The sequence below is a fragment of the Burkholderia sp. Ax-1719 genome (assembly GCF_011753055.1).
GTDB lineage: Bacteria > Pseudomonadota > Gammaproteobacteria > Burkholderiales > Burkholderiaceae > Paraburkholderia.
Map to the genome: position 1 here is coordinate 223,629 of NZ_VWWJ01000003.1, position 24,127 is coordinate 247,755.

Genomic DNA, 24,127 nt, shown 5'->3' on the forward strand with positions numbered 1-24,127 from the left:
GCGTTCAACGGCGGCAGCGCGTTAGCCGCCCAGCGCGTCGAGCTTGAACTGGACCAGTTGACGCTCGGACGCGTCGGTCTTCGGCAGGCTGTCGAGCGCGAGCTTGTAGGCCGTGCGCGCGTCGTCGCGCTTGCCGGCTGCCGCGAGCAGGTCGCCGCGGCCGTCGGCCACGACGCCCTTGAACGGACCCGAATCGGGCTGCGGAATCAACGCGAGACCCTGATCATAGGCCTTCTCGTCGAGCAGAACCGAAGCAAGACGCAGCTTGGCGATCTGGCGGAATTCCTCGTCCTTGGCGTGGTCTGCGGCCCATTGCAGCTGCGCCTTCGCGCCTGCCGCGTCGCCCGCCATGTACAAGGATTTGGCGACCGTGAGCGCGGTCATCTGCGCGTACGCCGTGCCGCCAAAGCGGTCTTCCATGTCGCTGGCGACGCGCGTGAGCAGCGCCTTGTCACCGCCCGTGGAAGCCTGCTGGACCTGGTCGTACAGCACAGCCGCTTCGGCTGCCTGACGGCGTTGCCAGAAGTTCCAGCCATTCCACGCAGCGAGCGCGAGCAGAACGATCAGCACGAGCCACGTGGTCGCGTTGCCCCACTGCGTCCACCAGGCCTTGAAACTCTCGATCGATTCCTGTTCGTCGTGATAACTCATCGCGTAGCGATTCCTCGTTTATTTTGAAGCCTGTTTTCGGGCGCGCCACGCCGGTCAATGCAGGACAATGCGGACGAAGCGGCGCGCCACCAACGTGATCAACTACGCCGGATCAGTCCTCGCCGTCTTCGGCGGATGCAACCATCGCATTGATCAGATATTCGGTCAAGTCCTCAAAGGCTACCGTTTGTTGCTCGCTGCGAGCCTCTGCGGCAGTACCGCGCAGCGCCTTCACACCGGCCACGCCCTGCGCCACTTCGTCGTCGCCGAGCACCACGGCGAACGCCGCGCCGCTGGCATCCGCGCGCTTCATCTGCGACTTGAAGCTGGCCGACTGGCCGTCCGCGCTGCAATGGAGGATGACGTCGAGACCCGTATCGCGCAGACGCTCGGAGACGATGAACGCCTGTTCGCGCGCGGCTTCGCCCTGATGCACGACGTACACGTCGCAGCCTTCGGCTTCCGGCACGAGGTTCTCTTCCTTGAGCAGTTCGAGAATGCGCTCGATGCCCATCGCCCAGCCGCAAGCGGCCGTGGGCTTGCCGCCCAGTTGCTCGATCAGCGGGTCGTAACGGCCGCCGGCCGCCACCGTCCCTTGAGCGCCGAGCTTGTCGGTCACCCACTCGAACACGGTCAGATTGTAATAATCGAGACCGCGCACGAGACGCGGATTGATCTTGAACGGAATGTTGTTCGACTTCAGGATGCGTTGCAGGCCTTCGAAGTGCGCCTTCGATTCTTCACCCAGGAAGTCGATCAGTTTCGGCGCCTTGTCGGCGATGTCCTGCAGCGCGGGATTCTTGGTGTCGAGCACGCGCAGCGGGTTGGTGTAGAGGCGGCGCTTGCCGTCTTCATCGAGCAGATCGACGTGTTGTTCGAGGTACTTGATGAGTTCGACGCGGTGCGCCGCGCGCTCTTCCGCCACGCCGAGCGAGTTGATCTCGAGCTTGATGCCGGTAAGGCCGAGATCGTCCCAGAGGCGCTGGCACATCAGGATGATTTCCGCGTCCGCATCAGGACCGGCGAAGCCGAGCGCTTCCACGCCCACCTGATGGAACTGGCGATAGCGGCCGCGCTGCGGACGCTCGTGACGGAACATCGGGCCGATGTACCACAGGCGCTTCGGGCCGTCGTAGAGCATGTTGTGCTCGATCGACGCGCGCACGGCAGCCGCCGTGCCTTCCGGGCGCAGCGTGAGATGCTCGCCGTTGAGCGCGTCGGTGAAGCTGTACATCTCTTTTTCGACGATATCGGTCACTTCACCGATGCCGCGCGTGAAGAGCTGGGTGTGCTCGACGATCGGCGTGCGGATGTTCTGGTATCCGTACGAACGGAGCATGGACTTCACGGTCGTTTCGAAGAAGTCCCACAGCCCTGCGTCCTGCGGCAGGATGTCGTTCATGCCCTTCACGCCGGTGAGCTTTTCGGGCTTTCTTTTCTGTTCAGTCATTGCGATGCGATTTGTGCGAATGTCGATGTTCGGTTGTCCGTATCAAGCGCGCGCGTTGCTGCGCGGCGCCTGATACGCGGCGGGCGCTCAGGCCGAGGCTTCTGCCTTGCCGTACTTGCGCGCGACGTAGTCGCTCACGATCTGCTGGAACTCTTCGGCGATGCGTTCGCCGCGCAGCGTCTTGACCTTTTCGCCGTCGATAAAGACCGGCGCGGCGGGGTTCTCGCCCGAGCCCGGCAGGCTGATGCCGATGTTCGCGTGCTTCGATTCGCCCGGACCGTTGACGATACAGCCCATCACCGCGACGTTCATGGTTTCGACGCCCGGATACGACTCGCGCCACACCGGCATCTGCGCGCGCAGATAGCCCTGGATATCCGAAGCCAGTTCCTGGAACAGCGTGCTGGTCGTGCGGCCGCAACCCGGGCAGGCGATGACCATCGGCGTGAACGAGCGCAGGCCCATGGTCTGCAGGATTTCCTGGCCGACCACCACTTCGCCCGTACGCGGACCACCCGGTTCGGGCGTAAGCGAGATACGGATGGTGTCGCCGATACCTTGTTGCAGCAGCACCGACAGCGCCGCCGTCGAAGCGACGATGCCCTTCGAGCCCATGCCGGCCTCCGTGAGGCCCAGATGCAGCGCGAAATCGCAACGCTTCGCCAGTTGCTGGTACACGGCGATCAGATCCTGTACGCCGCTGACCTTGCACGACAGAATGATCTTGTCGCGGCCCAGACCGAGTTCAACCGCGCGTTCCGCCGAGCCGATGGCCGACTGGATCAGCGCTTCGTACATCACGCTCTGCGCTTCCCACGGCACGCTGCGCGCCGCGTTTTCGTCCATCATGCGCGCGAGCAGGTCCTGATCCAGGCTGCCCCAGTTCACGCCGATACGCACCGGCTTGTCGTACTTGATGGCCGCTTCGATCATCTGCGCGTACTGCGTATCGCGCTTGGCGCCCTGGCCCACGTTGCCCGGATTGATACGGTATTTCGAGAGCGCTTCCGCACACGCGGGGTGATCGCGCAGCAGCAGGTGACCGTTGTAGTGGAAGTCGCCGACGAGCGGCACCATCACGCCCATGCGGTCGAGCTGGTCGCGCACGTGCGGCACGGCCGCTGCGGCTTCCGGCGTGTTGACCGTGATACGCACGAGTTCCGAGCCGGCCTGCGCGAGTTCCTTGATCTGGATCGCGGTACCGATCGCGTCGGCGGTATCGGTATTGGTCATCGACTGCACGCGCACCGGCGCGTCGCCGCCGATGGTCACCAGTTGACCGCCCCAGCGCACGTGCACGGCGTGCGACTTGCGGCGCAGCGCGTGGCCGCCGAGGATCGGTTCATTGGACACGATCTGACTATTGCTGGTCGGGGATTGCGTTTCGCTTTGCATCGAAAAACCCATTTACACCTCGCGCGCGCCACCGCTCACAACGAACGGCTACGCTGCGCGAATTGAAAAAGCGTCGCGGCCGGCAAACTCATCTTCGCCGGCCGCAACGCATGCCATGTCTCTATCTGGGCAACATCAGGGCAGCACGAAGCGCGCGACATTACCGCGCGCCGACGCGTACTTCGCCGCGTCAACCGGCTGACCGTCGAGGGTCATCGACTCGATGCCGGCCTTGTTGCCCACCGTTACCTTCAGCGGTCCCACTCCGGTGATTTCACGGGCGTCGCTGCCGTGAACCAGTCCGGAGAAAACCTCCTTACCGTCCTTCTGGCGCACGCTGACCCAGGTGTCCTGCGTCACGCGAATCGCGAACGTCGAGGTATCGCCTGCCGCCGCCACGGGTGCCGAAGCGCCCTGCGCAACCGCTGCTGGCGCGCTGGCAGGCTGCGCCTGCGCCACGACTGCGCTGGCTGCCTTCGGCGCTGCGCTGGCTGCTACCGCAGGCGCAGCCGGTGCGGCCGATGCCGCCTGAGCCGTCGTCTGCGCCGTTTGTGTCGTCTGCGCCGCGCTGGCCGCGCCTTCGACGCCGGCCTGATCGTTAGCCGCCGCCGCTTGTGTCGTTGCCTGCTCTTCCGCGTCCGACGCGCCGGCCACCGCACCGGCGGTCTGGCCTTCAGTCACCGTCGCCGACGAAGCGCCGCTCGCCGTGCTGCTGCCAACGCCATTGGCCATCGACTTGATGCGCGCGAACCACGCCGACGAATCGCCGCTATTGGTGTGCCACATGCCAATCGCAATCACCGCGATGACGACGATCGCCACACCCCAGAGCCACGATGCACGACGACGCGGCGCACGCACGCCGCCACCACCGCCAAGCGAGAGCGACACACGGCCGCGCGGCAGATCGGCGCCCGCCGAGGCCGGCATCGACAGATCCTGCGGCGTCTCGCCGCGCTCACGGCGCAGCGCCTGCGTGAACGGCGCCGGATCGGCACCCAGCAGCTTCGCGTAGGCACGCACCACGCCCATCGCGAACGTGGCGTCGGGCAGATGGCTGATATCGCCAGCTTCGAGTTCGCGCAGCTTCGGCACCGCTACCTTCAGGCGCGCCGAGACATCCTCAACCGACCAGCCCTTCGCCTGGCGCAGCTGCGCGAGGCGCGCGCCCACTGCGCCGAGCGTCTCAGGCACGGCCTGCACCGGCGACGGCGCACTCTCGTGTGCCGAACGGCCTGCGTTGGTCTCTGTCCCGTCTGTCCCGAAAGGGTGCTGCGGCTCGCTCATCCCAAAGTCCTTGCGTCGATTCTTTTCTAACCTGCGACCGGCGGGCGCAGCGCGCCCCGTCCCGAATCGCAGACCGTTTATAACAAAATGCGCGGCCTCTGTGCCGCATCCGATCGCTTCTGCAACGTTTCTTGTCAAGCTGCCGTCAGCGCTGCGTACCCCCGCGCAGTCGCTACGGCCGGGCGCTGTCCAAACCTTCAGCGCCCTTCAGTGTCCGTCCGCCTTCCCGCTCAATGCTGGACCGGCCGCACTTCGATGACCTTCTGGCCCGCGCGCTGGGTACGCTCGGCCAGACGCGTGCGGTCCTTCACCTCGCCGGCGAGCTGGCCGCAGGCCGCGTCGATATCGTCGCCGCGCGTCTTGCGGATGGTCGTGACCACGCCCGCATCCATCAGAATCTGCGAGAAACGCTTGATCTGCTCGTTCTTCGAACGCAGCAGACCCGATTCCGGGAACGGATTGAACGGGATCAGGTTGAACTTGCACGGCACGTCGCGCGTGACGGCGAGCAGCTGGCGCGCGTGCTCTTCCGTGTCGTTGACGCCGTCGAGCATGCAGTACTCGAAGGTGATGAAGTCGCGCGGCGCCACCTTGAGATAGCGCTGGCACGCCGCCATCAACTCACGCAGCGGATACTTGCGGTTGAGCGGCACGAGTTCGTCGCGCAGCGCGTCATTGGGCGCGTGCAGCGAGACAGCGAGCGCCACCGGAAGATCTGCGCCGAGGCGGTCCATCATCGGCACCACGCCCGAGGTCGACAGCGTGACGCGACGGCGCGACAGGCCGTAGGCGTTGTCGTCGAGCATCAGGCGCATTGCGGGTACGACCGCGTCGTAATTGAGCAGCGGCTCGCCCATGCCCATCATCACGACGTTCGTGATGACGCGCTCGCCCTTGCCTTCACCGCCGTTGGCGCGGCCGCCGGCCTCGCCCAGCAAGGCGCGCTGGGCGAATTCCGCCATGCGCAGCTGGCCGATGATTTCGGCGGTGGTGAGATTGCGGGAAAAACCCTGCTTGCCGGTGGAACAGAACCGGCAATTGACTGCGCATCCCGCCTGCGACGACACGCACAACGTGCCGCGCGATTCTTCGGGGATGAACACGGTTTCGACCGCGTTGCCGTTACCAACGTCCACGAGCCATTTGCGCGTGCCGTCGGAGGAAACGTTGTCGGAAATGATATCGGGCATGCCGATCGTGGCGCGCCCTTTGAGCTTCTCGCGCAGCGATTTGGCCAGATCCGTCATGCCGTCGAAGTCGGCGGCATTGTATTGGTGAATCCAGCGCTGAAGCTGTTTGGCGCGAAACGGCTTCTCGCCCAGGCTTTCGCAATATGCGACGAGCCCTTGGGCGTCGAGATCGAGAAGGTTGACGGTGGAGCTGCTCGTCATGTCGAATCCTGCCATTTCAGTGCGAGAGCGCGCTCACCGCCGGTTTTGGAAATGCCCTGAGGCACAACCTCTGCCGGGCGGTAAGCGTGATCGCCGTTCGCGACCTTATGCTACTGTGAACTGCCGCTTACCGCGCGTTGATTAACGCGAGTAAACGTTGACTTCCGGGAAGAAGAACGCGATTTCAACGCGTGCCGTTTCCGCTGCGTCCGAACCGTGGACTGCGTTTGCATCGATGCTGTCTGCGAAGTCAGCGCGGATCGTGCCCTTTTCCGCCTTCTTCGGGTCCGTTGCGCCCATCAGATCACGGTGCTTCAGGATGGCGTTTTCGCCTTCCAGCGCCTGGATCACGACCGGACCCGAGATCATGAATTCAACGAGGTCCTTGAAGAACGGACGCTCTGCGTGAACAGCATAGAACTTCTCTGCGTCAGCGCGCGAGAGTTGGACCATGCGCGAGGCAACGATCTTCAGGCCAGCGTTTTCGAAGCGGCTGTAGATCTGACCGATCACGTTCTTTGCCACTGCGTCCGGCTTGATAATCGACAGGGTGCGTTCGATCGCCATAAAAACTCCAGAAAATTAAGAGGTTACAGGTCCAAATGAATCCGCAATTGTAGCATGTTCCCATGTATGATTGCGATTGAACCCTGTTAGGCCGGATAACCGGCCCGCATCGCGCGCAAAACGGCGCAAAAGCCGCGCCGCCGGGGCTTTCAGCGGAGTTTAAGAATCCCGGCATACGCTCTGTCACGATAGCTCAAAGCGTGTGGCAACCCGTTGAAACTCTGGAGCGCCGCGCATATCTTACGAGGAGCGGTACGCGCATGAGCCGCGCGCCGCGAACCACGCGTCTCACGCAAGGAGAAAGCATGAACGAGTATCCCTACAACTTCGGCCGCGGCGGCAGCGTCACCTCGGCGGAGACCCGCAACCGCGTACTGCGTAACACCTACTGGCTGCTCGCGCTGTCGATGGTGCCGACCGTGCTCGGCGCGTGGGTAGGCGTCACCACGGGCTTCTCGCTTTTCGCCGCCACCAGCCCCGCCATGAGCCTGCTCGCGTTTTTCGCGATCGCTTTCGGCTTCATGTTCGCCATCGAGCGCACCAAGAACAGCTCCGTCGGCGTGTTCGTGCTGCTGGGCTTCACGTTCTTCATGGGCCTGATGCTCTCGCGCCTGCTGTCGTTCATCCTCGGTTTCTCGAACGGCCCGTCGCTCATCATGCTCGCCTTCGGTGGCACCGGCGTGATTTTCGCCGCGATGGCCACCATCGCCACGGTCAGCAAGCGCGACTTCTCGGGTCTCGGCAAGTGGCTGTTCATGGGCGTGATCGTGATCCTGCTCGCCAGCGTCGCGAACATCTTCCTGCACCTGCCCGCGCTGATGCTCACAGTGTCCGTGATGGCCATCGTGATCTTCTCGGCTTACATGCTGTTCGACGTGCAGCGCGTCGTGAACGGCGGCGAGACCAACTACATCTCGGCCACGCTCGCGATCTATCTGGATCTGTACAACGTGTTCACGAATCTGCTGGCGATCCTCGGCATTTTCGGCGGCAACCGCAATTAAGCCCTGAAGGGTCGAATCGCTCCTTCCAGGCAAACAAAAAGCCCATGATTTTCGTCATGGGCTTTTTTTCGTCCTGTGAGTGGCAAGCCTTGCCGAAGGTTACAGCGCCAGCCAGTCGAATCCCTCAGCCTGCGTTGCCACCCCGATTTCCGTAGCCGCGTTGCCCAGCACCGCCGCCATCGCCGCATGCGCCAGTTCCGGCGTGTTGTTCTGCTGGCTCAGATGCGCGGCAATCAGATGACGCAGCTTCGAACGGTCGAGCGCCGCGAGAATCTCACCCGCTGCGTCGTTGTTCAGATGCCCATAGGCGCCACTGATCCGCGCTTTGAGCGACGCCGGGTAGCGGCTCGTCGACAGCATATCGAGATCGTGATTGCATTCGAGCACCAGCGCATCGCAACCGCTCAGCACGGCGTTGATATGCGGCGTCGATTCGCCCACGTCCGTCAATACGCCTAGCCGGCTCGCACCATCGCTGAACACGAACTGCAGCGGCTCGCGCGCATCGTGCGGCACCGTGTAAGGCAACACACCCAGTTCGCCGATTTCGACGCTTTCGTCGCCCCACAGCACATTGAGTTCGACGCCCGCAGCATCGTCGGCGCCGACCGCGCGGGCCGTGCCCCAGCTCATGTAGAGCGGAATCGACCAGCGGCGCGCCAGCGTCAGCGCGCTGCCAATATGGTCGCTGTGTTCGTGGGTAATGAGGATCGCGCTCAGGGTGTCGGCGGCGAGGCCCGCTCGCACGAGCCGCCGCTCCACTTCCTTCGCGGAAAAACCGCAGTCGAGCAGCACGCGCGTGGGCGTCGCGCCGCCGCCTGCTTCTACCACCAGTGCGTTGCCTTCGCTACCGCTACCAAGGCTCGCAAACCGCACGGCCGGATCAGTTCAGTTGCGCGTGCAGCGCGGTCACGATGCGCTGCGCGTCCGACGAGGTATCGACCTGGCCGTTCTGGTCGAGCACCGCGACCTGGGTTTGGGTATCGCCCTTCGCGCGCACGGCGACGAGGAATTCCGGACCCTGCTTCGTGCTGTCCTTCTTCGGGTTGTAGAACAGCTTGCCGAACAGGCCGTCACCCTTGAGTTCCTGCATCGAATCCGCGTAGCGCACGTAGTAGATGCCCTTCGAGCGGTCGCGGTTGTCCACCGTGAAGTTGGTGCGGTCGAGCGCGAGACCCACACGCAGCCAGGCGCTGTCGAACGATTCCGGCAGATCGAGCGTCGTACCGTCCGAACCGGCCGCCACCTTCGCCGCCACCGACGACGGACGTGCATCCGTCAGCAGTTGCTTCGACTGCGCGTCGGTCAGGCCGAACTTCTGCATGATTTTCGCCAGGAACGCGGCTTCGAGGGCCGGATCGCGCGGACGCTCGACCCACTTCGAACCGGTCTTGTCCTGGCCCGTCAGCACTTCTTCCATCGCGCTATGCGTGACGGAAATATCGGTCTGGCCGTCCGGACCGCGCGACACCAGCGTGCGGAAGCGGTCGCGCGTGCCCGACGAGTACGCGAAATCGATCACGCGGCCGATCGTGCGGCGGAACCAGTCGTCCGGAATGTTGGCGCGGTTTTCGGCCCAGTCCGTCGTCATGATGCCGGTGGCCGGCGAATTGGTCGTGAGCGTGAAACCGCTTTCCGACCAGAATTCCGTCAGCTGCGGCCAGACGTCGTCCGGCGTGCGGCCGTCGACCACCAGCCAGCGGTGATCGCCGTCACGCTCGACGTGCATGCCCAGCGGATCCTGCGCGCCCGGCACGCCCAGCGTGGCGTTGCCCGCGCTCGTGACGGTGCGCTGCGCGGCGCCGCCCAGCGTGAGCGTCGGGGCCGGCGCGACGTACTTCTGGCCGCCAGGCGCCGACGACAGATCCTGCGGCACGGCCAGCGGCGGTGCGCTCGGCGTGTCCTTGTAGTTGACGCGATCCGACGCGAACATGTCGTTCAGCGACTCGCAGCCAGCGAGCGAACCGATTGCGAGCGCCAGCACCGCCATGCGGGTTGCGTGGAGGGAAAGAGCGGAACGTTTCATGTGGACCTTCGTAATACGGGAACGCTAAGCCTTGAACTGCCGAAGTCTGTCAGCGGTTGGGCGATGGCGACGTCGATTGAAAATGCGGCGCGTCGGCTTAGCCGATCAGGCCGGCCTCGCGCAGCGCCGAGCGCACCACGTCGTGGTAACGCGCGTCGAGCGGCGTGAGCGGCAGACGGATACCGCCTTCGATGCGGCCGAGTTCCTGCAGCGCCCACTTCACCGGAATCGGGTTCGATTCGATGAACAGGTTCTTGTGCAGCGACAGGAGATTCAGGTGAATCTCGCGCGCCGTCTTCACGTCACCGGCGATGGCGGCCTTGCACAGGTCGCTCATCTGACGCGGCGCGACGTTGGCGGTCACCGAAATATTGCCGTGGCCGCCCAGCAGCATCAGCGCGATCGCGGTGGGATCGTCGCCGCTGAAAATCTTGAAGCCTTCCGGCGCGTGCTTGATGAGGTGCGCGGCGCGGTCGATATTGCCCGTCGCTTCCTTCACGCCGACGATGCCCGGTACCTGCGCCAGACGCAGGATCGTTTCGTTCGCCATATCGGCGACGGTGCGGCCTGGCACGTTGTACAGGATCACCGGCAGATCGACCGATTCGGCGATCTTCTTGAAGTGCAGGTACTGGCCCTCTTGCGTGGGCTTGTTGTAGTACGGCACCACCTGCAGCGAAGCCTGCGCGCCAACTTCCTTCGCGTGCTTCGTGAGTTCGATGGCTTCGGCGGTGGAGTTGCCACCCGCGCCCGCGATGATCGGCATGCGGCCGGCGGCGTGCTCGACCGCCGTTTTGACCATCAGGATGTGTTCTTCGACGTCCAGCGTAGCGGATTCACCGCTCGTGCCGACCACGACGAGGGCATCCGTCCCCTCTTCGACGTGCCAGTCGATCAGTTTGCGGAAGGCCGGCAGATCGAGACTGCCGTCTTCGTGCATGGGGGTGACGATCGCGGGAATGCTGCCGCCAAGCTTGATGCCGTCCTGAGTGCCGTTAGCCATGAAACGTCAAGAAAATGAGTACGTTAAACCGCGATTGTAGCGGATTAGGCGGTCAGAACGTAACGCGATACGGGTAGTACCTTAGACGTCTGTGTATGACCGGGTATTTCCGATTCGGCTTCCGACCCTGCGATCGCCGTTCGGGCAGGAGGATTTGCCGCTGCGGCGGGCGTTTCGCGCACGGCGCAGATGCGCTGCACGAAGGCTTCGCGCGGATGGGCGATAAAGCCGTCCTGATAGGCGATCACGCGCAGCGCGGGCGCGCAGACCGCCAGCAACTCACCCGGCGCCAGCAGGAACGCGGGGTTCGACGGCTTGCCCACCGTCTCGTTGCCTTGCGCGAAAGTTTCGTAAATAAGCACGCCGCCTGGCGCGAGTGCATCGAGCAGGCGCGGCATCAACGGACGATGCAGATAATTTGTGACAACGATAGCGGCGAAGCGCGCGTCGTCGGGCAACGGCCAGGGTGCGCCTTCGAGGTCGCACTCTAATACGCCGATTCCCGGTATGCCGTTCAGCGTGGCGAGCGCGGCGGCGTCGCGATCGAGCGCGGCCACCGGATGACCGCGCTGCGCCAGCCAGCGCGCGTGGCGGCCCGCGCCCGACGCGAGGTCGAGCACCGTGCCGCCCGGCGCGATCAGGTGCGCCCACTGGCGCACCCATTCCGACGGCTCACCCACTCCATGCATTGCGTGCGTGGCCTGGTCCATCGACATGCCTTAGTTGTACGAGAGGCCCATCGCCTCGCGCACGTCGCGCATCGTTTCCGTGGCGTACTTGCGGGCGCGGTCGCAACCATCGGCGACGATGGCGCGCAGCAGCGACGGATCGTCCATGTACTTCTGCGCACGCTCGAGCATCGGTTGCTGCTCGCGCAGGATGCCTTCGATCACCGGCTGCTTGCACTCCAGACAGCCGATACCCGCCGAGCGGCAGCCCTTCTCGACCCACGCGTGCGTGTCGGCATCCGTGTAGACCTGGTGCAGTTGCCACACCGGGCACTTGTCCGGATCGCCCGGATCGGTGCGACGCACGCGCGCAGGGTCGGTCGGCATGGTGCGGACCTTCTTTTCGATCGATTGCGCGTCTTCGCGCAGCGCGATCGTGTTGCCGTACGACTTCGACATCTTCTGGCCGTCGAGACCCGGCATGCGCGAGGCTTCGGTCAGCAGCACCTGCGGCTCCGGCAGGATGATCTTGCGCGAGCCTTCGAGGTAGCCGAACAAGCGCTCGCGGTCGCTCATCGACAGGCTTTGCGACTCCGACAACATCGCCCGCGCCTGTTCGAGCGCTTCGTCATTACCTTCCTGCTGATAGGCGTTGCGCAGCTCGTGATAGAGCTTCGAACGCTTGCCGCCCAGCTTCTTGGCGGCTTCGTTGGCCTTCTCCTCGAAGCCCGGCTCGCGGCCGTACATGTAGTTGAAGCGGCGCGCCATTTCGCGCGCCATTTCGACGTGCGGCACCTGATCTTCGCCAACCGGCACGAGCGAAGCGCGGTACAGCAGGATGTCCGCCGCCATCAGCACCGGATAGCCCAGGAAGCCGTAGGTGCCCAGATCCTTGTCGCGCAGCTTTTCGATCTGTTCCTTGTAGGTCGGCACGCGTTCGAGCCAGGACAGCGGCGTGCTCATGCCCAGCAGCAGCGCGAGTTCCGCATGCTCGGGCACGCGGCTCTGGATGAACAGCGTGGCCTGGTTCGGGTCGATGCCCGATGCGAGCCAGTCGATCAGCACGTCCCAGACGTTCTTCTCGATCACATCCGGCGTCTCGTAGTGCGTCGTGAGCGCGTGCCAGTCGACTACGCAGAAGAAACACGGGTATTCGGACTGAAGCCGGACCCAGTTTTTCAGCACGCCGTGATAGTGGCCGAGGTGCAGCGACCCGGTGGGCCTCATGCCGGAGAAAATACGGTCTGGGAACATGATCTTATGAGAATAGCGATACAAGGGGAGTAAGCACTGCCGTCACCACGTCGTAGCCGATCGACACGAGCGGGTGCAGCCAGAATCGCGTGAAGACGCCGGAGACCAGCAGCGCCATCACGATGATGAAACCATAGGGCTCGAGGCGCGAGAGCGCAATGCTCGCGCGCGTGGGCAGCAGCGCCGCGAGCACCCGGCCGCCGTCCATCGGCGGCAGCGGAAAGAGATTGAGCACGCCGAGCACCAGATTCACGCCCACACCGGCCGCGGCCATGCGCGTGAAGAATGCTTCGTCCACGCCCATCACCGCGAGCGCTACGCCGAACACGCCCCACACCAGCGCCTGCACGAAATTGCAGGCCGGGCCCGCCGCCGCGACCCACAGCGTGCCCCAGCGCGGATTGCGCAGATTACCGAATGCAATCGGCACCGGCTTGGCGTAGCCGAACACGAAAGCGCCGCTCGTAAGGAAATAGAGGATCAGCGGCATGGCGATGGTGCCGACCGGATCGATATGGCGCATCGGGTTGAGCGAGACGCGCCCGAGCACGTAGGCGGTGTTGTCGCCGAGCATGCGCGCGACATAGCCGTGCGCGGCTTCGTGCAACGTAATCGCGAAGATGACGGGCAAGGCGTAGACGACGAGCGTCTGAATGATCGTGGCTTCCATGGCGGCGTATTGTAACAACGCGCTGGCGCTGCGCTGCTTCGTGGACGTTTGTGGGTTGGCTTGGACGCTTGACGCTCGTAGCGTCAGGCGCGCGTCACGCCTGCTCTTCGAGCCCGAACGGCGCGAGCGAGCCGCGCCCGGCGCGTACCAGCACGGGCTCCGGACCGCTCAGATCGACGATCGTCGACGGCTCCCAGGGACAGGCGCCGCCGTCGATCACCAGATCGAGCTGTTTTTCCAGGCGTTCGCGGATCTCTTCGGGATCGTTGAGCGGATCGGTGTCGGGCGGCAGGATCAGCGTCGAGGCGAGCAGCGGCTCGCCCAGTTCTTCGAGGATCGCCAGCGGAATCGGATGCCCCGGCACGCGCAGGCCGATCGTTTTGCGCGACGGATGCGAAAGACGGCGCGGCACTTCCTTGGTGGCTTCGAGGACGAACACATACGGCCCCGGCGTGACCGATTTGATCAGCCGGTACTGGCGGTTATCCACCATCGCGAAATTCGCCAGCTCCGACAGATCGCGCACCATGAGCGAGAGCAGCGCTTTTTCGTCGAGATGGCGGATACGGCGCAGACGCTCGGCGGCCTGTTTATCGTCGATGCGCGCGGCCAGCGCGTAGCTCGAATCGGTGGGCAGCGCGATCACGCCGCCATCGCGGATGATCTGCACCGCCTGCTTGATGAGGCGCGGCTGCGGATTCTCTGGGTGAAGCCGAAAAAACTGTGACATATCAGTAATCAGGCAACCAAGGCGTAGCGGATGGGGAAGCGAGCCGGACTCTTTATACCGCGCAGCGGCGGCAGGCGCTCAATGAAACGCCGGTCCCGCGAGTGAGGCTCGAAAATGACGACGATGGCCCGGCCTACAGCCAGCGTTCCCAGACAGGCGTGAGATCTGACGGCAGCGGCGGCAGCGTGCCCGGCTCGATCGAGTCCGGACCTTTGGCATGGAAATCGGACCCGCGCGACGCCTCGAAGCCGAAGCGGCGCGCCACCGCAGCATACTCGCCGTATTGATCGGGCGTATGGCTGCCGGTGACGACTTCAATGGCCTTGCCGCCCAGATCGATGAACTCGCCGAAGAAGGCGTCGAGTTCGAGCTGCGTGTAGTTGTAGCGTCCGGGATGCGCGACTACGGCTTCGCCGCCGGCCGCCTTGATCCAGCCCAGCGCATCGGCGAGCTTGGCCCAGCGGTGCGAGACGTAGCCGGGTTTGCCGTCGCCGAGCCAGCGCGTGAAGGCGTCCTGGGTGTTCTGCGCGCGACCCGATTCCACCAGGAAACGGGCGAAATGCGTACGCGAGATCAGATCGGGATTCGAGACGTACTGGAGCGCGCCCTCGTAGGCGTTCGGGATACCGAGTTCGTCCAGGCGTTCGCCAATCGCTTCGGCGCGCGTCGCACGACCGTCGCGGGTGCGCGCGAGACCATCGACCAGCGCTGGACATTCGGGATCGACATTCAGGCCGACGATATGCACCGTGCGCGACGCCCACGTCACCGAGATTTCGACGCCGCTCAGGTAACGCATGCCGAGCGCTTCAGCCGCCTCGCGCGCTTCGCGCTCGCCGCCGAGTTCATCGTGATCGGTGAGCGCCCACAGCCCCACACCGCCCGCCTTCGCCAGCTGCGCGACGGCAGCCGGGGCCATCTGGCCGTCGGAAACAGTGGAGTGACAGTGGAGATCGGCGTTCATTGCGGGCGTCTTGAGAGTAAACATCCATTTTACTGCAACGCGGCGAAGCCGTCCCGGCGCGCCCTGCCGGCCTGGCCTCGCCTTGCGGTTCGCATCAGGCGGCGCAGAACGCCTCGATCAGGCGCGCCACGGCTTCGGGCTGATCGTGATGGACCATATGCCCGGCGTCCTCGATCAGGCGCTCGCGCCAGTCGGGAAAGGCCTCGAAACGCTTCTTGAATTCGTCGATGGGCACCTTGCCCGCGATGCGCGCCAGCGTCTCGGAATTCGTGGCTTCGACGTGCAGCACTTTCGCGCTCACGCAGGCCCACACGGCCATGATCTCTTCGAGCCGGTACAGCACCGGATTGACCATCTTGTGCGCCGGATCGCCGAGCAGCATGTAGCCGCCCTCTCCGCTTGCCTGGTTTGCTGCGGTCACCGGCTTCGACCAGTGCTGCGCCAGAAAACGCGCCCGCGCGGGCAGCAGGCGCGGATTGGTCTTCGTGAGGCGCGCGGCCACGTCGTCAAGCGTCGCGTAGGGGCGCAATTGCGGCGGCGAGCGCATTTCGTCGAGCCAGTCGCGCACGCGCTTCGGTGCTTGCGCCGGCACGGCGGCCGGCAGACCGAAGCCTTCCAGGTCGACCACGCGCCGCACGCGTTCGGGCCGCACCCCCGCGTAGAAGCACACCACGTTCGCGCCCAGGCTATGGCCGACGAGGTTGACCTCGCCCTCAGGCGCGTAATGATCGAGCAACGCGTCGAGATCGGCGACGTAATCGTGGAACCAGTAGCTGCCGCCGCCCTGCTGCGCCGCCGGCCAGTCCGACAGGCCGAAGCCGCGCATGTCCGGCGCGATCACCTGCCAGTCGCCGCCCAGCGCATCGACGACGAACTGGAACGAGGCCGCCACGTCCATCCAGCCATGCAGCATGAAGAGCACGGGCGCGTCTTCGGCACCCCAGCGGCGCACGTGCAGGCGGATGCCGTTCACGGCGACGAATTCGGATCGGGAAAGGTTCATTGCGCTCGCGAAAAAACGAATGGTCGTTCGATTATATCGACACAATCTGTCAGACGGGCCACCGCAACGTCATTTTTCGGCGGCGTCCTGGGCGATCAGCGCGTCGAGTTCGGCTTCGTCGAAACCCGCCGAGCGCCTGGCCTCGACGTTGAACGGGCCGCGCATCTTCGGCGCGTGGTAACGCGCGGCAAGGTCGAGCCACGCCGCGTGCGGGTCCAGCCCGCGCTGATCGCACAGGAAGCGGAACCAGTGATTGCCGATGCGCACATGCCCGACCTCGTCGCGCAGGATGATGTCGAGAATGGCCGCCGATTCGTGGTCTCCCGCCTGCGTCAGACGCGCGCGGATGGGCGGCGAGGCGTCCAGACCGCGCGCTTCGAGCACGCGCGGCACCAGCGCCATGCGCGCGAGCACGTCGTCGCAGGTGCGCTCGCACATCTCCCAGAGGCCGTTGTGGGCCGGGAAATCGCCGTAATCGTGGCCGTAGTCGGCCAGCCGCTGACGCACCAGCGAAAAGTGATACGCCTCCTCGGCGGCGACCCGGAGCCAGTCGGCGTAGAAGGCATCCGGCATGCCGGTAAAGCGCCAGACCGCGTCGAGCGCGAGGTTGATCGCGTTGAATTCGATATGCGCGAGCGCGTGCATGAGCACAACGCGCCCTTGCGGCGTGCTCATGCTGCGGCGCTGCAGGCTGCGCGGCTCGACCAGTTCGGGCCGCTCGGGACGACCGGGCAGATCGGCGGGAGCGTCCAGCGGGCGGGCGGCGTCCCAGTACGCCTCACTGCGGCTCGCCGCATCGAGCGTGCGGACACGCAGCGCGGCGACAGCTTCGGTTTTGGCGAGCGGATCGCGCTCGCGCAGCGCGGCGAGCGCGTCGGCGCGCCAGCTAGCGTGGGCTGGCAAGGGATCGGTGGAGTCGGCGGCGGCGGAAAACACGGAACTCATCGGCAAACGGGTGGAAAGCGGAAAAATGCGTCCCCGGAAGCATTGGGCGCAACCGTTTACAATACGCGATTCACCCGCACTGCGCCGCCCGCACCTTTTTGCCCGAATCAAGCCGGAAACGTGCCGGAATCGTGCCGAAAGCGCGCGGAGCGCAGCCAACGCAAGAAAACAGGAGACGCAACACCGTGGCCATCTACAAGCTTGGCGAAGCAGCGCCCACCATTCACGAAAGCGTGTTCGTGGCGGACAACGCCACCATCGTCGGCAAGGTCGAACTGGCCGAAGACGCAAGCGTCTGGTTCGGCGCGACGCTGCGTGGCGATAACGAGCTGATCTCGGTCGGCCCGCGCAGCAACGTCCAGGAAGGCGCGGTGTTGCATACCGACCCCGGCTATCCGCTCACGCTGGAAGCCAACGTGACGATCGGCCATCAGGCCATGTTGCATGGCTGCACCGTCAAGGAAGGCGCGCTGATCGGGATTCAGGCGGTGGTCTTGAATGGCGCGGTAATCGGCCGCAACTGTCTGGTTGGTGCGGGCGCGGTGGTCACCGAAGGCAAGGTATTCCCCGACAACTCGCTGATTCTCGGTGCGCCCGCCAAGGTGGTGCGCGAGCTGACCGAGGCGGACATCGCCGGCCTCAAGCGCAATGCGGATGTCTACACCGAGCGCCGGCGGTATTTCAAGGCGCAGCTCGTGCGCATCGGCTAAGCCCTGGGCTTGAGCCGCTGTGCGTCGCGGGCCGCGCCGCCAGGAACGAAACGAAGGAAAAGATTGTGAACGACCAGTTGCAAAAATTCATGTTCAGCGCCGCGCCGGTGCGGGGCGAGATCGTCTCGCTGCGCAACACGTGGCAAGAGGTGCTCACGCGCCGGCAGTACCCGGCGCCCGTGCGCACCGTGCTCGGCGAGATGATGGCGGCCTGCGCCCTGCTCTCGGCCAACCTGAAGTTCGACGGCACGCTGATCATGCAGATCCTGGGCGACGGCCCGGTGCGGATGCTGGTCGTGCAGTGCAGCTCGGATCTCTCGATGCGCGCTACCGCGCGTCTGTCGGACGGCATCGACGCTAACGATGCCTCGGTGTTCACCGACGATCTCACGCTCGACCAGCTCGTCAACGCCAGCGGCCAGGGCCGCTGCGTGATCACGCTCGATCCGGCCAACAAGCAGCCCGGCCAGCAGCCCTATCAGGGCATCGTGCCGATGAACGGCGAAGACGGCCCGCTCACCACGATCGCCGAAGTGCTCGAACACTACATGCATCACTCGGAGCAGCTCGATACGCGTCTGTGGCTGGGCGCGAACGAGGACCGCGCGGTCGGCATGCTGCTGCAGAAGCTGCCTGGCGACGGCGGCATCGTGCCGCATCCGCACGAACTCGATGCCGATACGTGGGAACGCGTGTGCATGCTCGGCGGCACGCTCAAGCGCGAGGAACTGCTCGAACAGGAGCCGGAAACGCTGTTCCGTCGCCTCTTCTGGCAAGAGAACGTGCAGCATTTCGAGCCCACCGGCACGCGTTTCTCGTGCAGCTGCACGCGCGAGAAAGTCGGCGCGATGCTCAAGATGCTGGGCCGCGAAGAAGCCGAAAGCGTGATCGAAGAACGCGGCCATATCGAGGTGCATTGCGACTACTGCAACCAGCGCTACGAGTTCGATCCCGTCGATGTGGCGCAACTTTTCTCCACGCCGGGGCTCTCAGAAGGTGTATCCCCCGCTGCGGACCAGCGTCACTGATGCTGGCTTCCCCGGAGCGGACGGGATGCAACGTCTGACTCGGGAAGAAAAAACATGAACAAGCGTTTCGGGCCTGATTTACCCAACTCGCCGACACCCTCGCGGCTCTCCACGCTGATCGCCGTCGTGGCGCTCGGCGCGGGCGTCGCCATGACGAGCGGCTGCACCATGGATCCGCCCGGTCCGTCGCCGATCTACAGCCGCCTGCCCGCCAATCAATCGGGTGTGGCCGCTGCGGCGCCGCGATTGTCGCCGGAAGAACTCAAGCGTTACGACGCCATCGACCAGCAGGCGCTCAACGAGCAATCGCAGGCGATGGCGGCCGAAGCCGCGGCGCAGGCCTGGTCGCGCGCTTACGCACCGCCCGTGAGCGTCTACGGCAGCTACTCGAGCGGCGGCTGGGGCCGTGGCTGGGGCGGCGGCGTTGGCTACGGTTATCCGGGCTGGGGTTGGGGCTGGTAAGCAGCGCCCCGGTTCTTCAGGTTTTCGCAGCAAAGAAAAAGCGCGTCATCCTTGCGGATGCCGCGCTTTTTTATCGTCCATCGCTTGTCCACCATCCAGGTGGATCAGCCCGCCTTCTTCGCTTCCTTGCTGTGCCCATGCCGCTTTTCCGGCACGCGCGAGACGGGATTCGGCACCACCTTGACCGGCGTCGACATCTCGCCGCGCGTCGAGGTGTTCGACGAACCCGCGGGTGTCGCCGGCAAAGGCTGGTTCGGCGAAACGAACTGCACGAACACCTCGCTGTCCTTCACCATGCCCATCTCATACCGCGCGCGTTCTTCGACCGCTGCGGTGCCGTTCTGCAGATCCTGCACTTCGCCCGCAATGCGTTCGTTGCGCAGTTTCTCGTCGTCGTTCTGCTTCTGCTGTTTCGCGAGCTCACCTTGCAGTTCGTGAACGCGCAGCCAGCCGCCATGGCCCCACCAGAGCGGATACTGGATCAGCGCAAGCAGGATGATCAGGACGACAGTGACAAGCCGCATGAGTAGTGCCGGATAAATACACGCCGCCCTGCGCTTAACGCAGGGCGGCGGAAAGGATAACGAAGTGGGACAGCAAGGCCGCTGCCGGGCTCAGTTCTGCTTAACGCAGGTTATAGAACGCCGACTTGCCCGGGTAGCTGGCGATATCACCGAGGTCTTCCTCGATGCGCAGCAGCTGGTTGTACTTCGAGATACGGTCGCTGCGCGAGAGCGAACCGGTCTTGATCTGACCAGCGTTCAGGCCGACAGCGATGTCCGCGATGGTCGAATCTTCGGTTTCGCCCGAACGGTGCGAAATGACGGCCGTGTAACCGGCGCGCTTGGCCATTTCGATTGCTGCGAAGGTTTCCGTCAGCGTGCCGATCTGGTTGATCTTGATCAGGATCGAGTTGGCGATGCCCTTGTCGATGCCTTCCTTCAGGATGCGCGTGTTGGTGACGAACAGGTCGTCGCCCACCAGCTGGACCTTCTTGCCGAGCTTGTCGGTCAGCAGCTTCCAGCCTGCCCAGTCGCTTTCGTGCATGCCGTCTTCGATCGAGACGATCGGGAACTTGTCTGCCAGCGTGGCCAGGTAGTCGGCGAATTCAGCCGACGACAGCTGCAGGCCTTCGCCCGCCAGCTGGTACTTGCCGTCGTGGTAGAACTCGCTGGCTGCGCAGTCGAGCGCGAGCAGCACGTCTTCACCGGCGCGGTAGCCCGCCTTTTCGATCGCTTGCAGGATGGTCGAGAGGCATTCGTCGTTGCTGCCGAAGTTCGGTGCGAAGCCGCCTTCGTCGCCCACGGCCGTGCTCATGCCGCGATCCGAGAGGATCTTCTTGAGCGCGTGGAAAATTTCCGCGCCGCAACGCAGTGCTTCGCGGAACGTCGGCTGGCTCACCGGCACGATCATGAATTCCTGGATGTCCAGGCTGTTGTTGGCGTGCGCGCCGCCGTTGACGATGTTCATCATCGGCACCGGCAGTTGCATCGCGCCCGAACCGCCGAAGTAGCGGTACAGCGGCAGGCCGGCTTCTTCGGCGGCAGCCTTCGCAACGGCCATCGAGACAGCCAGCATCGCGTTCGCACCGAGGCGCGACTTGTTGTCGGTGCCGTCGAGTTCGAGCAGGGTCTTGTCGAGGAAGGCCTGTTCCGATGCGTCGAGGCCCATGATTGCCTCGGAGATTTCGGTGTTGATGTGCTCGACGGCCTTCAGCACGCCCTTGCCGTTGTAGCGGCCGGCTTCGCCGTCGCGCAGTTCGATCGCTTCGCGCGAGCCGGTGGATGCGCCCGACGGCACTGCCGCGCGGCCCATCGTGCCCGATTCGAGCAGCACGTCGCATTCGACGGTGGGATTGCCGCGCGAATCCAGAATCTCGCGACCGATGATATCTACGATTGCACTCATGGTTTCCTCAGGAAATGACAGTAATTCTTGCGAGACAACACGCCTTCTGCATCGTCACGCGCGGCGCAGCTTCTGCGCACGGGCGGGACACACCGTCGGGTTACAGCACCCAAGGGACAGGCGGCGCGGTCGTCGGATTCAACTTGTTGCGGCGCGAAGGTTACGCAATGCCGTAACCGCCGGGCCGCCACGCTGCCTTGTACATCTGGCGCGGCGCGCTTGCCCTCCTGCGCAGCATGGCATCGCTTCATGACACCTGCTGCTGCGGCGGGCCGCTCGCCGCGGCTCCTCCATCGCGCCGCTCATGCAATCGAAGCGGCGCGTAAAAACACAAAGCGAAACATCAAAGCACACGACGCACATGAAGTGCGTCGCGGCGTTACTGCGTGAATCAGTTGAAGTCGTTCTCGAGGAACGGCGTGCGCTTGACTGCCTGGTCGAGCGTCACGAGCGTTTCGAGCAGGTCGGCCATGCGGTTCAACGGCACCGCGTTCGGACCATCGGACTTCGCTTGCGCCGGGTTCGGGTGCGTCTCCATGAAGAGACCCGCCACGCCCGTCGCGACAGCCGCGCGTGCGAGCACCGGCACGAATTCGCGCTGGCCGCCCGAGCTGGTGCCCTGGCCGCCCGGCAATTGCACCGAGTGCGTGACGTCCATCACGACCGGCGCTGCCGTCTCGCGCATGATCGCGAGCGAGCGCATGTCCGAAACGAGGTTGTTGTAACCGAACGAGACACCGCGTTCGCAGGCCATGAAACGGTCTTCGGAAAGACCCGCTTCACGCGCTGCGTCGCGCGCCTTGTCGATCACGTTCTTCATATCGTGCGGCGCGAGGAACTGGCCTTTCTTGATGTTCACCGGCTTGCCCGAACGTGCGCAAGCGTGGATGAAATCCGTCTGACGGCACAGGAACGCGGGCGTCTGCAGGACGTCCACGACCGATGCCACCGGACCCACTTCCTCTTCCGTGTGAATGTCCGTCAGCACGGGCAGGCCGAGCTGGCGCTTCACTTCGGACAGGATGCGCAGACCCTCGTCCATCCCCAGACCGCGGAACGACTTGCCGCTCGAACGATTGGCCTTGTCGAACGACGACTTGTAGATGAACGGGATGCCGAGCTTCGCGGTGATTTCCTTCAGGCGGCCCGCCGTGTCGATCGTCATCTGTTCCGATTCGATCACACAGGTGCCTGCAATCAGGAAGAACGGCTTGTCTAGACCGACCTCGAAACCGCACAGATTCATGCTTTCTCCTCAGCGCGCGCCTGCTGGTGCGCGACTGCCGCTTCGACATACGCCTTGAACAGCGGATGGCCGTCGCGCGGCGTGGACGTGAATTCCGGGTGGAACTGGACGCCGACGAACCACGGGTGCATCTCGCGCGGCAGTTCCATCATTTCCGGCAGATCTTCGCTCGGAGTACGGGCGCTGATGATAAGGCCGCCAGCCTCAAGCTTGGGCACGTAGCCGTTATTGACTTCATAACGGTGACGGTGACGTTCGTTCACGTCCTTGCCATAGATTTCCGATGCGAGCGTGCCGGGCTTGATCGGGCAGCGCTGCGAGCCCAGGCGCATCGTGCCGCCGAGGTCCGAATCTTCGCTGCGCTTTTCAACCTTGCCTTCGCGGTCGGCCCATTCGGTGATGAGCGCGACCACGCGGTCCGGCGTGTCTGCGTCGAATTCCGTGCTGTTGGCGTGCTTCAGGCCCACCACGTCACGTGCGAATTCGATCACGGCGAGCTGCATACCCAGGCAGATGCCCAGGTACGGCACCTTCGCTTCACGGGCGTACTGGATCGCCTTGATCTTGCCTTCGGTGCCACGACGGCCAAAGCCGCCCGGCACGAGGATCGCGTCGAGGTGCTTGAGGCTGTCGACGCCCTGCTCGTCGATCACTTCCGAATCGATGTACTCGATGTTGACCTTGGTCGAGGTCTTGATCGAGGCATGGCGCAGCGCTTCGATCAGCGACTTGTACGACTCGGTCAGATCGACATACTTGCCGACCATGCCGATGGTGACTTCGTGCTGCGGGTTCTCGAGCTTCTCGACCATTTCCGACCAGATCGACAGATCGGCGGGCTTGGCGGAGAGCTTCAGTTCGTCGCAGACGATCGAGTCGAGGCCTTGATCGTGCAGCATCTGCGGAATCTTGTAGATGCTGTCGGCGTCCCACACCGAAATCACGGAGTCTTCCGGCACGTTGGAGAACATCGAGATTTTCGAGCGCTCGTCGTCCGGAATGCGGCGGTCGGCACGGCACAGCAGCACGTTCGGATAGATACCGATTTCGCGCAGCTTCTGCACGCTATGCTGCGTGGGCTTGGTCTTCAGCTCGCCAGCGGTGGCGATGAACGGCACCAGCGTCAGGTGCACGAAACAGCAGCTGTTGCGACCGAGGCGCAGGCTCATCTGACGCGCGGCTTCGAGGAACGGCAGCGACTCAATGTCGCCGACCGTGCCGCCGACTTCGACGATGGCCACATCCGGCTCGCCGCACGTCGCGGAAGCCGCGCCGCGTTCGACGAACGCCTGGATTTCATTGGTGATGTGCGGGATGACCTGCACCGTCTTGCCAAGATAGTCGCCGCGGCGTTCCTTGCGGATCACCGATTCGTAAATCTGGCCCGTGGTGAAGTTGTTGGCCTTGCGCATCTTCGTGGTGATGAAGCGCTCATAGTGGCCGAGGTCGAGGTCGGTCTCCGCTCCGTCTTCCGTCACGAACACTTCGCCGTGCTGGAACGGGCTCATCGTGCCGGGGTCGACGTTGATGTAAGGATCGAGCTTGAGGAGGGTGACTTTCAGACCGCGCGATTCGAGGATCGCGGCGAGGGAAGCGGCGGCAATACCCTTGCCGAGGGAAGAAACTACGCCGCCGGTGACGAATACATATTTGGTCATCGCTGGATGCTCGCGGGAAAAACGGATTATACCGTAAAGCAAGGGCTAACCCTGAATTTTGCTTGGGCGCTGTGCACAAATGCTGTGCGCCGCCGCCATGCGTCTTG

Annotated in this window: 24 protein-coding genes; 4 read left to right on the forward strand and 20 right to left on the reverse strand. The window is 64.2% G+C overall.

The genetic code is table 11. The features are described from left to right. Positions 1 to 21: 21 nt before the first annotated feature. From F3J17_RS08465 to ndk, 6 genes are all read right to left on the reverse strand, one after another. Positions 22 to 651: a tetratricopeptide repeat protein gene (locus tag F3J17_RS08465; protein WP_167056058.1), complete on the reverse strand. Its 630-nt coding sequence runs from the start codon at positions 649 to 651 to the stop codon at positions 22 to 24. 112 nt (positions 652 to 763) lie between these two features. Next, positions 764 to 2,101: a histidine--tRNA ligase gene (hisS, locus tag F3J17_RS08470; protein WP_167056060.1), complete on the reverse strand. Its 1,338-nt coding sequence runs from the start codon at positions 2,099 to 2,101 to the stop codon at positions 764 to 766. A gap of 87 nt (positions 2,102 to 2,188) precedes the next feature. Then, positions 2,189 to 3,508: a flavodoxin-dependent (E)-4-hydroxy-3-methylbut-2-enyl-diphosphate synthase gene (ispG, locus tag F3J17_RS08475; protein WP_167056063.1), complete on the reverse strand. Its 1,320-nt coding sequence runs from the start codon at positions 3,506 to 3,508 to the stop codon at positions 2,189 to 2,191. Between the two features lie 123 nt (positions 3,509 to 3,631). Continuing rightward, on the reverse strand, positions 3,632 to 4,783 hold the full coding sequence (locus F3J17_RS08480) for a helix-turn-helix domain-containing protein (protein ID WP_167056066.1): 1,152 nt from the start codon (positions 4,781 to 4,783) through the stop codon (positions 3,632 to 3,634). A 230-nt stretch (positions 4,784 to 5,013) separates the two neighbouring features. Further along, positions 5,014 to 6,174, reverse strand: coding sequence for a 23S rRNA (adenine(2503)-C(2))-methyltransferase RlmN (rlmN, locus tag F3J17_RS08485; RefSeq protein WP_167056069.1), 1,161 nt, complete (start codon positions 6,172 to 6,174; stop codon positions 5,014 to 5,016). A 141-nt stretch (positions 6,175 to 6,315) separates the two neighbouring features. Then, on the reverse strand, positions 6,316 to 6,741 hold the full coding sequence (gene ndk / locus F3J17_RS08490) for a nucleoside-diphosphate kinase (protein ID WP_027814909.1): 426 nt from the start codon (positions 6,739 to 6,741) through the stop codon (positions 6,316 to 6,318). 305 nt (positions 6,742 to 7,046) lie between these two features. Between ndk and F3J17_RS08495 the strand changes: the two genes are divergently transcribed. Next, positions 7,047 to 7,745 (forward strand): Bax inhibitor-1/YccA family protein, encoded by a 699-nt coding sequence (locus F3J17_RS08495; protein ID WP_027814910.1) that lies wholly within the window; start codon positions 7,047 to 7,049, stop codon positions 7,743 to 7,745. A gap of 99 nt (positions 7,746 to 7,844) precedes the next feature. On the opposite strand, the gene F3J17_RS08500 is transcribed toward F3J17_RS08495, so the two are convergent. The 10 genes from F3J17_RS08500 to F3J17_RS08545 all read right to left on the reverse strand — a co-directional run bounded on the left by F3J17_RS08500 (position 7,845) and on the right by F3J17_RS08545 (position 17,008). Next, positions 7,845 to 8,621: an MBL fold metallo-hydrolase gene (locus F3J17_RS08500; protein ID WP_167056072.1), complete on the reverse strand. Its 777-nt coding sequence runs from the start codon at positions 8,619 to 8,621 to the stop codon at positions 7,845 to 7,847. A 7-nt stretch (positions 8,622 to 8,628) separates the two neighbouring features. After that, positions 8,629 to 9,771, reverse strand: a complete 1,143-nt coding sequence (gene bamC, locus F3J17_RS08505; protein ID WP_167056075.1) for an outer membrane protein assembly factor BamC — start codon at positions 9,769 to 9,771, stop codon at positions 8,629 to 8,631. Between the two features lie 97 nt (positions 9,772 to 9,868). Further along, positions 9,869 to 10,774 carry a 4-hydroxy-tetrahydrodipicolinate synthase gene (gene dapA, locus F3J17_RS08510; RefSeq protein ID WP_167056078.1) on the reverse strand — a complete coding sequence of 302 codons (906 nt, stop codon included), beginning with the start codon at positions 10,772 to 10,774 and terminating at the stop codon, positions 9,869 to 9,871. Positions 10,775 to 10,818: 44 nt separating this feature from the next. Further along, positions 10,819 to 11,484, reverse strand: coding sequence for a methyltransferase domain-containing protein (locus F3J17_RS08515; RefSeq protein ID WP_240160866.1), 666 nt, complete (start codon positions 11,482 to 11,484; stop codon positions 10,819 to 10,821). A gap of 9 nt (positions 11,485 to 11,493) precedes the next feature. Further along, positions 11,494 to 12,696 (reverse strand): tryptophan--tRNA ligase, encoded by a 1,203-nt coding sequence (locus F3J17_RS08520; RefSeq protein WP_167056080.1) that lies wholly within the window; start codon positions 12,694 to 12,696, stop codon positions 11,494 to 11,496. A 4-nt stretch (positions 12,697 to 12,700) separates the two neighbouring features. Next, a complete protein-coding gene (locus F3J17_RS08525; protein ID WP_167056083.1) occupies positions 12,701 to 13,366 on the reverse strand; it encodes a site-2 protease family protein in 666 nt (221 codons plus the stop codon). Between the two features lie 94 nt (positions 13,367 to 13,460). Continuing rightward, positions 13,461 to 14,096: an L-threonylcarbamoyladenylate synthase gene (locus F3J17_RS08530; protein ID WP_167056092.1), complete on the reverse strand. Its 636-nt coding sequence runs from the start codon at positions 14,094 to 14,096 to the stop codon at positions 13,461 to 13,463. Positions 14,097 to 14,229: 133 nt separating this feature from the next. Then, the gene (locus tag F3J17_RS08535) at positions 14,230 to 15,060 is read right to left on the reverse strand and encodes a 3',5'-nucleoside bisphosphate phosphatase (protein WP_167056095.1); all 831 of its coding nucleotides are present in this window, start codon (positions 15,058 to 15,060) and stop codon (positions 14,230 to 14,232) included. A 94-nt stretch (positions 15,061 to 15,154) separates the two neighbouring features. Further along, positions 15,155 to 16,063, reverse strand: coding sequence for an alpha/beta fold hydrolase (locus F3J17_RS08540; protein ID WP_167056097.1), 909 nt, complete (start codon positions 16,061 to 16,063; stop codon positions 15,155 to 15,157). 69 nt (positions 16,064 to 16,132) lie between these two features. Continuing rightward, complete coding sequence (locus F3J17_RS08545; protein WP_167056099.1) at positions 16,133 to 17,008, reverse strand: ferritin-like domain-containing protein; 876 nt, start codon at positions 17,006 to 17,008, stop codon at positions 16,133 to 16,135. A 185-nt stretch (positions 17,009 to 17,193) separates the two neighbouring features. On the opposite strand from F3J17_RS08545, the gene F3J17_RS08550 reads away from it, so the two are divergent. The 3 genes from F3J17_RS08550 to F3J17_RS08560 all read left to right on the forward strand — a co-directional run bounded on the left by F3J17_RS08550 (position 17,194) and on the right by F3J17_RS08560 (position 19,208). Then, positions 17,194 to 17,718 carry a gamma carbonic anhydrase family protein gene (locus F3J17_RS08550; protein WP_167056102.1) on the forward strand — a complete coding sequence of 175 codons (525 nt, stop codon included), beginning with the start codon at positions 17,194 to 17,196 and terminating at the stop codon, positions 17,716 to 17,718. 65 nt (positions 17,719 to 17,783) lie between these two features. Then, positions 17,784 to 18,746: an Hsp33 family molecular chaperone HslO gene (hslO, locus tag F3J17_RS08555; RefSeq protein WP_167056104.1), complete on the forward strand. Its 963-nt coding sequence runs from the start codon at positions 17,784 to 17,786 to the stop codon at positions 18,744 to 18,746. Positions 18,747 to 18,896: 150 nt separating this feature from the next. Continuing rightward, entirely contained in the window at positions 18,897 to 19,208 is a 312-nt protein-coding gene (locus F3J17_RS08560; RefSeq protein ID WP_240160877.1) for a hypothetical protein, read from the forward strand. A 104-nt stretch (positions 19,209 to 19,312) separates the two neighbouring features. Here F3J17_RS08560 and ftsB read toward each other — a convergent pair whose 3' ends face one another. The 4 genes from ftsB to F3J17_RS08580 all read right to left on the reverse strand — a co-directional run bounded on the left by ftsB (position 19,313) and on the right by F3J17_RS08580 (position 24,020). Further along, positions 19,313 to 19,732 carry a cell division protein FtsB gene (gene ftsB, locus F3J17_RS08565; RefSeq protein WP_167056106.1) on the reverse strand — a complete coding sequence of 140 codons (420 nt, stop codon included), beginning with the start codon at positions 19,730 to 19,732 and terminating at the stop codon, positions 19,313 to 19,315. A gap of 100 nt (positions 19,733 to 19,832) precedes the next feature. Next, entirely contained in the window at positions 19,833 to 21,116 is a 1,284-nt protein-coding gene (eno, locus tag F3J17_RS08570; RefSeq protein ID WP_167056108.1) for a phosphopyruvate hydratase, read from the reverse strand. 391 nt (positions 21,117 to 21,507) lie between these two features. Then, positions 21,508 to 22,362: a 3-deoxy-8-phosphooctulonate synthase gene (kdsA, locus tag F3J17_RS08575; RefSeq protein WP_167056110.1), complete on the reverse strand. Its 855-nt coding sequence runs from the start codon at positions 22,360 to 22,362 to the stop codon at positions 21,508 to 21,510. Next, on the reverse strand, positions 22,359 to 24,020 hold the full coding sequence (locus F3J17_RS08580; protein ID WP_167056112.1) for a CTP synthase: 1,662 nt from the start codon (positions 24,018 to 24,020) through the stop codon (positions 22,359 to 22,361). The genes kdsA and F3J17_RS08580 overlap by 4 nt, the downstream gene beginning before the upstream one ends. Between the last annotated feature and the right edge of the window lie 107 nt (positions 24,021 to 24,127).

Excerpts from the sequence above, each read along its gene's own strand:
- F3J17_RS08535 (WP_167056095.1), bottom strand. The coding sequence starts at position 15,060 with ATGAACGCCGATCTCCACTGTCACTCCACTGTTTCCGACGGCCAGATG.
- F3J17_RS08520 (WP_167056080.1), bottom strand. The coding sequence starts at position 12,696 with ATGTTCCCAGACCGTATTTTCTCCGGCATGAGGCCCACCGGGTCGCTG.
- kdsA (WP_167056110.1), bottom strand. The coding sequence starts at position 22,362 with ATGAATCTGTGCGGTTTCGAGGTCGGTCTAGACAAGCCGTTCTTCCTG.
- F3J17_RS08525 (WP_167056083.1), bottom strand. The coding sequence starts at position 13,366 with ATGGAAGCCACGATCATTCAGACGCTCGTCGTCTACGCCTTGCCCGTC.
- ispG (WP_167056063.1), bottom strand. The coding sequence starts at position 3,508 with ATGGGTTTTTCGATGCAAAGCGAAACGCAATCCCCGACCAGCAATAGT.
- rlmN (WP_167056069.1), bottom strand. The coding sequence starts at position 6,174 with ATGACGAGCAGCTCCACCGTCAACCTTCTCGATCTCGACGCCCAAGGG.
- F3J17_RS08480 (WP_167056066.1), bottom strand. The coding sequence starts at position 4,783 with ATGAGCGAGCCGCAGCACCCTTTCGGGACAGACGGGACAGAGACCAAC.
- F3J17_RS08540 (WP_167056097.1), bottom strand. The coding sequence starts at position 16,063 with ATGAACCTTTCCCGATCCGAATTCGTCGCCGTGAACGGCATCCGCCTG.
- F3J17_RS08580 (WP_167056112.1), bottom strand. The coding sequence starts at position 24,020 with ATGACCAAATATGTATTCGTCACCGGCGGCGTAGTTTCTTCCCTCGGC.
- F3J17_RS08530 (WP_167056092.1), bottom strand. The coding sequence starts at position 14,096 with ATGTCACAGTTTTTTCGGCTTCACCCAGAGAATCCGCAGCCGCGCCTC.
- F3J17_RS08515 (WP_240160866.1), bottom strand. The coding sequence starts at position 11,484 with ATGGACCAGGCCACGCACGCAATGCATGGAGTGGGTGAGCCGTCGGAA.
- ndk (WP_027814909.1), bottom strand. The coding sequence starts at position 6,741 with ATGGCGATCGAACGCACCCTGTCGATTATCAAGCCGGACGCAGTGGCA.
- F3J17_RS08465 (WP_167056058.1), bottom strand. The coding sequence starts at position 651 with ATGAGTTATCACGACGAACAGGAATCGATCGAGAGTTTCAAGGCCTGG.
- F3J17_RS08545 (WP_167056099.1), bottom strand. The coding sequence starts at position 17,008 with ATGAGTTCCGTGTTTTCCGCCGCCGCCGACTCCACCGATCCCTTGCCA.
- hisS (WP_167056060.1), bottom strand. The coding sequence starts at position 2,101 with ATGACTGAACAGAAAAGAAAGCCCGAAAAGCTCACCGGCGTGAAGGGC.
- dapA (WP_167056078.1), bottom strand. The coding sequence starts at position 10,774 with ATGGCTAACGGCACTCAGGACGGCATCAAGCTTGGCGGCAGCATTCCC.
- F3J17_RS08495 (WP_027814910.1), top strand. The coding sequence starts at position 7,047 with ATGAACGAGTATCCCTACAACTTCGGCCGCGGCGGCAGCGTCACCTCG.
- F3J17_RS08560 (WP_240160877.1), top strand. The coding sequence starts at position 18,897 with ATGACGAGCGGCTGCACCATGGATCCGCCCGGTCCGTCGCCGATCTAC.
- ftsB (WP_167056106.1), bottom strand. The coding sequence starts at position 19,732 with ATGCGGCTTGTCACTGTCGTCCTGATCATCCTGCTTGCGCTGATCCAG.
- bamC (WP_167056075.1), bottom strand. The coding sequence starts at position 9,771 with ATGAAACGTTCCGCTCTTTCCCTCCACGCAACCCGCATGGCGGTGCTG.
- eno (WP_167056108.1), bottom strand. The coding sequence starts at position 21,116 with ATGAGTGCAATCGTAGATATCATCGGTCGCGAGATTCTGGATTCGCGC.